The sequence below is a fragment of the Streptomyces sp. NPDC060027 genome (assembly GCF_042737005.1).
GTDB lineage: Bacteria > Actinomycetota > Actinomycetes > Streptomycetales > Streptomycetaceae > Streptomyces.
The window spans coordinates 1-8,180 of record NZ_JBHWVI010000304.1; the positions used below are offsets into that span (position 1 = coordinate 1).

Annotated in this window: 8 protein-coding genes; all 8 read right to left on the bottom strand. The window is 69.2% G+C overall.

The genetic code is table 11. The annotated features are described in order from the left end of the window. Nucleotides 1-276: 276 nt before the first annotated feature. The 8 genes from ACFWBT_RS39565 to ACFWBT_RS39600 all read right to left on the bottom strand — a co-directional run bounded on the left by ACFWBT_RS39565 (nt 277) and on the right by ACFWBT_RS39600 (nt 7,952). On the bottom strand, nt 277-1,515 hold the full coding sequence (locus ACFWBT_RS39565) for a nitric oxide synthase oxygenase (protein WP_385708677.1): 1,239 nt from the start codon (nt 1,513-1,515) through the stop codon (nt 277-279). A gap of 191 nt (nt 1,516-1,706) precedes the next feature. Continuing rightward, on the bottom strand, nt 1,707-2,375 hold the full coding sequence (locus ACFWBT_RS39570; protein ID WP_385708680.1) for a sterol desaturase family protein: 669 nt from the start codon (nt 2,373-2,375) through the stop codon (nt 1,707-1,709). Further along, nucleotides 2,372-3,214 (bottom strand): SDR family oxidoreductase, encoded by an 843-nt coding sequence (locus tag ACFWBT_RS39575; RefSeq protein WP_385708683.1) that lies wholly within the window; start codon nt 3,212-3,214, stop codon nt 2,372-2,374. Before ACFWBT_RS39575 ends, ACFWBT_RS39570 begins: the two co-directional genes overlap by 4 nt. Nucleotides 3,215-3,256: 42 nt before the next feature. Further along, the gene (locus ACFWBT_RS39580; RefSeq protein WP_385708686.1) at nt 3,257-3,799 is read right to left on the bottom strand and encodes a flavin reductase family protein; all 543 of its coding nucleotides are present in this window, start codon (nt 3,797-3,799) and stop codon (nt 3,257-3,259) included. Continuing rightward, entirely contained in the window at nt 3,796-4,287 is a 492-nt protein-coding gene (locus ACFWBT_RS39585) for a type II toxin-antitoxin system RatA family toxin (protein WP_385708689.1), read from the bottom strand. The genes ACFWBT_RS39580 and ACFWBT_RS39585 overlap by 4 nt, the downstream gene beginning before the upstream one ends. Nucleotide 4,288: 1 nt before the next feature. Further along, nucleotides 4,289-5,581: an aspartate aminotransferase family protein gene (locus ACFWBT_RS39590; RefSeq protein ID WP_385708692.1), complete on the bottom strand. Its 1,293-nt coding sequence runs from the start codon at nt 5,579-5,581 to the stop codon at nt 4,289-4,291. Beyond that, nucleotides 5,578-6,660: an SDR family oxidoreductase gene (locus ACFWBT_RS39595; RefSeq protein ID WP_385708695.1), complete on the bottom strand. Its 1,083-nt coding sequence runs from the start codon at nt 6,658-6,660 to the stop codon at nt 5,578-5,580. The genes ACFWBT_RS39590 and ACFWBT_RS39595 overlap by 4 nt, the downstream gene beginning before the upstream one ends. A gap of 158 nt (nt 6,661-6,818) precedes the next feature. After that, nucleotides 6,819-7,952 carry an acyl-CoA dehydrogenase gene (locus ACFWBT_RS39600; protein ID WP_385708698.1) on the bottom strand — a complete coding sequence of 378 codons (1,134 nt, stop codon included), beginning with the start codon at nt 7,950-7,952 and terminating at the stop codon, nt 6,819-6,821. Between the last annotated feature and the right edge of the window lie 228 nt (nt 7,953-8,180).

Sequence of the window (8,180 nt, forward strand, 5' to 3'; positions counted from 1 at the left end):
CCTGGCCACCGCGGCCTGACCAGAGGCCGACGCACGCCCCCACCACGCCCTGACACGCCATCAACCCATCACACCCCCACCAACGTGACAACACCCCTGTTGCGGATGTTCGGCCGCGAGGGCTACCCCGCGCCCTTGGGGGTGACTGGGTGAGCAAGACGTCCAGGGCGGCCAGCACTCGGGCGGTTTCGTAGGGGTCCATCAGTGGCTCCGGGCTGCTGGCGAGCGGGCGGTTGATCGTCATGACTCCCGAGCGGGTTCCACTGACGTGGCGGGTCAGCCGTGGCCGAAAGGGCATCCGCCGCCCTTGCCGCGGCTCTTGGCGTCGTCGTCGAGGTAGAAGTTGGGACGCTGGTCGGCGTCGTCGTAGTAGCGGTGGAATACCGGTGTGATGCCGCCGGAAATGGGGGGCACGATCCAGCTCCAGTCGGCCGGCACGGTACGGCCGTGCCGTTCCTCCTTGGCCATATGTGTCAGGAAGTGCCGGGATTCGGTGTGGTGGTCGCTGATCTTGACCCCGCCCGTGTTGAAGGAGTGCAGTACGGCGACGTTGAGTTCGACCAGGGCGCGGTCGCGCCACAGGGTGGTTTCGCTGCTGGTGTCGAGGCCGAGGTGTTCGGCGATGGCGGGCAGCAGGTTGTACCGGTCGGCGTCGACGAGGTTGCGGGCTCCGATCTCGGTGCCCATGTACCAGCCGTTGAACGGGGCGAGCGGGTAGTCGATGCCGCCGATACGCAGCCGCATGTTGGAGATGGCGGGCACGGCGTGCCAGCGCAGCCCCAGGTCGGCGAAGTGCGGGCGGTCAGGGTGGGTGAGGTGGACTTCGAGGACGAGGTCTGGGGGGACGTCGAACAGTTGCGGCTTGTCCTGGCTGGTTTCGACGACCCAGGGCAGTACGTCCCAGGCGCCGCCGGGGGCCTGCCAGCCGAGGCGGCGTACGGTGTCGGTGAAGTCCACGTAGGTAGGGTCGCCGACGATGTTCCCGCCGTCTTGCCGGTAGCCGGCGTAGCGGATGAGCTGGTCGTTCCACACCCGGGGGGCCCGGCTTTCGGGGGTGTCGGGGGCGAAGATGGAGATGACGGGCCGGATGCGTCCGCCGTTGGTGGCTTGGTGCAGGTGCTCGCACAGGTGCTGACGGATCTGCTCAGGAGTGGTGGCGTCGCGCCGGTCCAGGACGCGCAGGCTCTTCCAGTACAGGCGGCCGATGCAGCGGCTTGAGTTGCGCCAGGCGACGCGGGCGCCGAAGGCCAGTTCGTCGTCGGTGTGGGTGTAGGTGCCCGTCTGGTCGATCTGGGTGCGGATCTGGTGCAGGCGCGCCTGTAGCGGGAGCGGTTGGTCGGAGTGCTCGGAGTAGTGGAGGCGCACGAACTCTTCGGCTTCGTCCCAGTCGGCCGCGGCGTTCTGTTCGGGCTGGGTGGCGGGAAGCGGCCGTGGTGATGTGGCGGCCGACGCGGTGGCTGCGGAGTGGGTGGGGTCGAGGGTGGAAGCGCGCGCCAGAAGAGTTTCGGAGTTCATGGGTTTCCTCGCGGGTGGCGTTCGGCTCCGGGCTGCCCGTTGCGAGACGGGCGGGGTCCGGATGCGCTGTGGCGCGGGGGTGGGCGTGGGCGCCCGCGCGGGGGGCATCGACGACTTCTGGGTAAGCCGTAGTCCCGGAGGGGCACCCACGCCGGTTTTTGGGCCCGGCGGCGCCGGGCCGGCCTGGGTGTTCAGGCGGTCCGGTTGCCTGAACCTGCTGTGGTCTTCGGCTGCCGGGCGATGGAGGTGCCGAACAGCTCGTCCCAGTACGGGGCGGAGATGCCGAATCCGCGGGTGTCGTCGCGGAAGTGGTGGCGCATGTGTAGGGACCGCAGGTGCCTCATCAGTCGGTTCTTGGGGGTGGCGTGGTGCAGGTAGAGGTGGAACAGGTCGTAGGTGAGGTAGCCGAAGGTGTAACCCGCCCCGAAGATCAGCGGCAGCGAGCCCAGACCGGAGGTCAGGTAGATCGTTCCGCCGACCATGGGAATGCTCAGCAGCGGGCTGAGGATGGAGCGGCGCGCATCTTGCGGGTAGTCGTGGTGGATGCCGTGCAGGATGTAGTGCAGGCGGGCACCGAAGCCCTGCTCAGGCTCGTAGTGCAGCACAATGCGGTGGCCCCAGTACTCCGACAGCGTCCACGTCAGGTACCCGGCCGCCGCCCATCCGGCCAGCGCCCAGCCGCCGGCCTGACCGCTGGAGAGCCAGACACAGACGGCGATGACCGGGGTGAACATGGCCACGGTGGTCACTGGGTGGATGTGGAGGAGGTTGTCCAGCCACCGCCAGCCGACGACAGAGGGCGCATTGCCCCGGCGTACGGCCCCCTTACTGCCGACGCGCGCGGGAGTTGCGGATGTCACGCCCCGGCCCCTTCCGCCGTGGGGACCTTCACCCGCGTCTCGTAGCCGGTGCGGGCCTGGAAGTCGGTGGTGCGCAGCAGCTGGTCGGCCTTGAGGAAACGCCCCATCGCGTCCCGCCACGGCTGCGGCAGCAGGAACAGGGAGCGGGTGACGGGGTTGGTCCAGCCCGGCACGTACCGGTTGTAGACCGGGCGGCGGGCGGTACGCAGCACCGCACCCGCGATGTCGTCGGGGGTGAGCAGAGGCACGAAGCGTCCCTTGCCGACGCCCGAGGTCAGCTCGGTCTGGGCGGGAATGGGCAGGATGATGGACAAGTCGACGCCGCTGCCCCGCAGTTCTGCACGCACGCCCTCGGAGAGGCCGACCACGCCGTGCTTGGCAGCTGAGTATGTGGCGCAGCCGGGCAGGCCGATCATGCCGACGGCAGAGACCATGTTGATGATGTGGCCGCGGCCGCGGGCCCGCATCGGGCCGATCGCGGTCTTCATGCCGTTGAGGGTGCCGAGCAGGTTGACGCCGAGCTGGTGGACGGTGTCCTCGGTGCTCTCGATTTCGAAGCGGCCGACGATCATCTCGCCGGCGTTGTTGACGAGGATGTCGATCTCGCCGAGGTCAGCTTCGACCGCGGTCCAAAACGTCTTGACGCTGGTCGGGTCGGTGACGTCGAGGGGGTAGGCGTGGGCGCCGATGTCGGCGGCGACCTTGGTCGCGAAGTCGTGGTTGCGGGCGCCGATGGCGACCTTGGCACCGCGGGCGATGAACAGCTCGGCGGTGGCGCGGCCGATGCCGCGGCTGCCGCCGGTGATGGCGACGACCTTGTTGTTGATGTCCCTGGCCACAGGGTCCTCCTGATGTCGCGGTGTCATGTGGGGACGGACGGGTCAAGCGAGGATGCGGAAGGTGCGGTTGTGCCAGATCAGCGGATGTCCGCCGCTCTGGCCGAGCGTGCGTACCGAGGCGGTGAGGATGGTGTGGTCCCCGCCCGGATAGGCGTCATGGACGTCGCAGGTCAGCCAGGCCACGGCCTCGTCCAGGACCGGCAGGTCGTCGACGCGGTGGTGGTCGGTGCAGGCGAAGCGGTCGGCTTGTTCCAGGCTCGGGTCGGCGAACCGCTTCGCGAGGAGGGTCTGGTCCTCGCGCAGCACATTGACGGCGAACGCTCCGGTGCTGCGGATGCGCGCGAGGGTACGGCTGTGATTGTCCGCGCACACAAGGATCAGCGGCGGGTCCAGGGACAGCGCGCAGACCGCGCTGGCTGTCATGCCTGCCTGCCCGGTGCCGTCGGGCGCGCTGGTGGTCAGGACCGTGACACCGGTCGGCAGATGGGCGAACAGGTCCTTGAACTCCTGAGCGGTGAATGTGCCGGCCGCCCTGTCCCGGACCTGCGGTGGGGTGTAGGAGCGGGCGGTGAGGGAGCCGGTCACGGGCGGGCGTCCGCTGTCGAGGCTCCGACCGGCACGGGTTCGGAGGCGGTGAGGGTGATGCGCTCCCCGAGCAGGCCGCGCAGGATGAGGCTGATCGCTTCGATCAGCGCTTGGCAGGCGATCGGGTTGATCAGGGCGGCGAGGCTGGGCATGCCCAGGTCGAAGGCGGCGGTGAAGCGCACCGTGACGGTGCCGTCGTGGCTGTAGACCCGCCAACTGCCGTCGAACTGGTCGAAGTCACCCTCGGTCTGGGTGAACTCGATGGCGAGCTTTTCGGCGTCGATAAGGTCGCGTTCGGACCAGCACAGGATGCCGTTGCGGAAGTTCACCGACCAGTCCGAGTCGAGGGTGTCGCCTCCCTTGTAGGTGACCGTGACCTCCCGCACGGCGTCGGTGTACTGGGGGTAGGAGGCGAAGTCCCGCAGCCGGTTGAAGACCTCGGCGGCGGTGGCGTTGGGTACGAGGGCGTCGAGGGATACCTCGGGCATGTCAGCGTGTCCCCTTCCGGGAAGCGGTCGAGCGGGTCAGGACGGAGGCGGCGCTGGTGAAGGCTCTGCTGATCCAGTCCAGGTCGGCGGCCGTGAGCACCGCGGGCGGGGTCAGGCGTACAACGCGCTGCGCGTTGAGCGAGTGGTTGACCAGCAGTCCGGCCTCCAGCAGGTTCAGTACGAGTTCGCCGGCGGCTTGTTCGTCGCGCATCTCGATGCCCAGCAGCAGACCGCGCCCGCGGATGTCGACCACGGTGTGGCCGTACAGCGGCGCGAGGGCATCGCGAAGTCGGCTCAGCAGTTCCTCGCCGAGGGTGCGGGCGCGGTCCACCAGGCCCTCGTCGCGGATCGCGGCGACGGCTGCGGCTGCCGCGGCCATCGCGACCGGGGAGCCGGCGAAGGTGGAGGTGTGCAGGAACGGGTCCTTGTCGAACGGGGCGTACGCTTCGGTGGTGGCCACGGCGGCGGCAACGGGGATGACACCGCCGCTGAGGTTCTTGCCGACCAGCAGCACATCCGGGCGTATGCCCTCGGTGTCGGCGCCCCACCAGGTGCCCAGCCGGCCAAGGCCGGTCTGGATCTCGTCCAGGACAAAGAACGCGCCGTGCTCGGTGCACAGTTGCTGCACGCGGGTGAGGTAGCCGGGCGGGGGCAGCACGGCGCCGCCCTCCCCCTGCATCGGTTCGAGGATCACGCAGGCCGGGCCGCCGGTTGCGAGCGCATTGGCGAGGGCGTCGACGTCACCATAGAGGACGTGTTCGGCAGGCAGCAGCGGCCTGAACGGGTCCTGGTAGAGCGGTTTGGCGGTGACCGCGAGGGCGCCGGTGGTCTTGCCGTGATAGCCGCCGATGGCGGAGATCAGCCGGTGTCTGCCGTGGGCGCGGGCCAGTTTGATCGCTGTCTCGGTCGCCTCTGCCCCGGAGTTGACGAAGTGCACCCGCTCAAGTCCCGGCGGAGTGACGCTGGCCAGCGCGGCGGCGGCGGTCGCCGCGGTCGGCTCCAGCAGCAGCCGGGTGGCCATGGGGTGCCGCTGGATCTGCTCGATCACCGCTTCCACGACACGTGGGTGGCGGTGGCCTAGGAGGAATACCCCGTACCCGCCGCAGTCCAGGTACTCCTTGGCCTCCGCGTCCCACACGCGGCTGCCTTCGGAGGCGACCTCCATCGCGGCGCCGGTCAGGGACGCCAGGCGGGCGCGGCCTCGGCTGAGGTGACGCCGGTAAGTGGCCAGCACCTGCGCCGACGACGCCTCGGGGCTCGCGGTGGTCGGGGTGGGCAGGGTCAGTTCACTCATGCCGGCACCTGCACGGACTCCGAGGCCGTGGAAGCGGGTGCGGGGGTGCGGGTCATGCCCTTGGCGCGGGCCATGTAGGCGACCGACATCCGCAAGGCCGCCTCCAGTTCGGAAGTGTTCAGCTCGGCCGGCGCGCCGGGGACCTGTCCCAGGCTGGTGGGGAAGAGCCGACCGTCGGCGAACAGGGCGGTCATGGCGAGCATGTCGTCGAAGCGGCGCCGCGTCCTGGGGTGCAGGTTCGCGATGAACACCGGCCTGATCAGGCGGTCCACTATGTCGGGGCCGACCATGCGGGGGCGTGCCGCGTCCATGCCGAGCTCGTCGGCGGTGTCACCGATCACCTGCAGGGCTCGTTCGGTGGTCAGCGCATTGTTCCCGGCAGTGATCCACACCTCTCCTTCGCGCCGGCCCTCGCGGACGAGGGCGGCGATGGTGGAGGCGACCACGTCCTGCGGGACGAAGTCGATGGGCGAGTGTGCGGGCACCGGCACCAGGGGCAGCAGGCCGCGCAGCAGACCGTGGATGATGCCGTGCATGCCCTGGAATGCGGAGATGGCTCCGGTGGCGGCATCCCCGATGACCACCGACGGGCGGATGATCACCGCGGGGACGCCGGAGGCGCGGACGGCTTCCTCACCGGCCCGCTTGGAGTCCAGGTAGTCCTCCGGACGGGCGGTGGCCTCCCCGCTGCCATGACCTTGGTGGGCACGGGTGAGATCGGTGCGAGCCACGAACGCCGTCGACACGTGATACATGACCGCATCCGCGTCGGCGACCAGCCGCGCCATCTGTGCGGTGCCCGCCTGGTTGAGGGCATGGGTGGCTTCCTGCCCGCTGGAAAACCCGGTGATCGCCGCGCAGTGCACGACGGCATCCACACGGGCGGCCAGTTGCTTGTAGGCGGCCTGGTTCAATCCCAGGCGGGGTGCGGTCAGATCCCCGTGCAGCTGCTCATCAGCGCCGGGTACAGGCGTGCGGTGGGTCAGGGCAATCACGTGGCAGCCGACGAGTTCGGGCAGTAACGCGCTACCCAGAACACCGGAGGCACCGGTGAGCAGAACGATGGGGGAACGGGACACGATTGAGAACCTCACGGGTGGGATCAAGGGCGTGCAGGAGTCGACGCATGGCGCCAGCGCATGCGGGCACGGCGGATCAGCGCGGCAGACCGCGTGTACGCAGAGCACACGGGGCGGAACGGCGAACAGAGGAGAGGAGGGCAGTGCGCGCGGCTCGCCTACGGGATGCGCAGGGGCTCGCCGGCCGCGAAGTATTCGATCAGCGGGTCGGCCATGCGGGTCCGGGACGGAGGGTGGAAGGCCAGCGCCCGGCAGGCTGAGTTGAGGTAGGCGACATCGCCGGAGGTGACGAACGCCATGCCGCCCAGCGCCTCGACGCACACGTCCAGCACGCGGCTGATCGCGTCCTGCGCCGCGTACCGGCACACCAGGGACCGGGCGAGCGTGTGCTGGCTGATGGCCTCGGCCGCGGTGTCGGCGGCGAGCCCCTCCAGGGCAAGGAACGCAGCCTCGACGCCGGTGACGGCCTCGGCCCGCACCGCGGCATCCACCTTCGGGCTGGTCAGGACACGCTCCACGAGAGCGGAAGCCGCGCCCATATAGCTGGCCGTCATCAGGGCCTCGAACCACACGAAGCCGACGGTCTGCAGCTGGTCCAGGCGCCCGTCGTCGGTGACGTCGGTGCGCACCAGCAGCTCTGCGGGGACCTCGACGTCTTCGAGGACGACTTCGTCGCTCTCGGCGCCGGCCAGGATCGGGCTGCCCCAGAACGGCCGTACCGATACGCCGGGCGCGTCGGAGGGAACCAGCGCGATGGCGAGCTGCGGGATGCCGTTCGGGCCGGGCAGCGGCAGGGAGGCGGTCAGCAGGTTCATCGAGCGAGCCAGGCTGCATGGCTTCTTCGACCCGCTCAGGAACACCTTGTCCCCGTCGGTACGGGCGGTCAGGACGGGGTTGAGGATGCCCTGTCCGGTGCGGCCTTCGGCGAACCCGGAGGCTAGCAGCAGGTTGTTCTGGGCGATGGCGGCCAGAAGCATCCACTCCATGCCGCTGCTGTTGGCCGCGGCCTCGACGAGGGAGGCCACCGAGAAGTGGTGCATGGTCGTCGCCACAGCCAGGGATGGCGAGCGTGACCCCAGGGCCCGCTGCACCCGGATGGCGGTGAGAAGGTCGGCGCCGTGGCCGTGGTGCTCGGCAGGTACGAGAAGCCTGGGCCCGCCGGCTTTGGCGAACAGTTTGATTCCCGGGCTGTCGACGGCCTCCAGCTGCGCAAGCGGGGTGGCGGCCAGTTGCTGGTCGAGCCCGGGCAGTAACTCTTCGACGATCGCACGCTCACGCTGCAGAAATTGCATGTACCTAGTTCCCCACCTGATTGCATATTCACGAAATCGGCCATCGGCTCGTGCTCTGGTCGAGTCGTAGTTGAGCCCTAAATGGCACGACCCACGTTATGAACTGCTCCTGCAACCGTGATGCAGCACAGATTCAGGAGTCGAGAAAGAGTTCGATAGGCAGTGTCTGTGACGTCCCCTGCATGGGTAGCTGGTGCAGGAAACGCGCAGCTGCTCCCGGCCCAGAGG

Coding starts and splice junctions, on each gene's coding strand:
- ACFWBT_RS39600 (WP_385708698.1), bottom strand. CDS start 7,952: ATGCAATTTCTGCAGCGTGAGCGTGCGATCGTCGAAGAGTTACTGCCC.
- ACFWBT_RS39585 (WP_385708689.1), bottom strand. CDS start 4,287: ATGCCCGAGGTATCCCTCGACGCCCTCGTACCCAACGCCACCGCCGCC.
- ACFWBT_RS39565 (WP_385708677.1), bottom strand. CDS start 1,515: ATGAACTCCGAAACTCTTCTGGCGCGCGCTTCCACCCTCGACCCCACC.
- ACFWBT_RS39590 (WP_385708692.1), bottom strand. CDS start 5,581: ATGAGTGAACTGACCCTGCCCACCCCGACCACCGCGAGCCCCGAGGCG.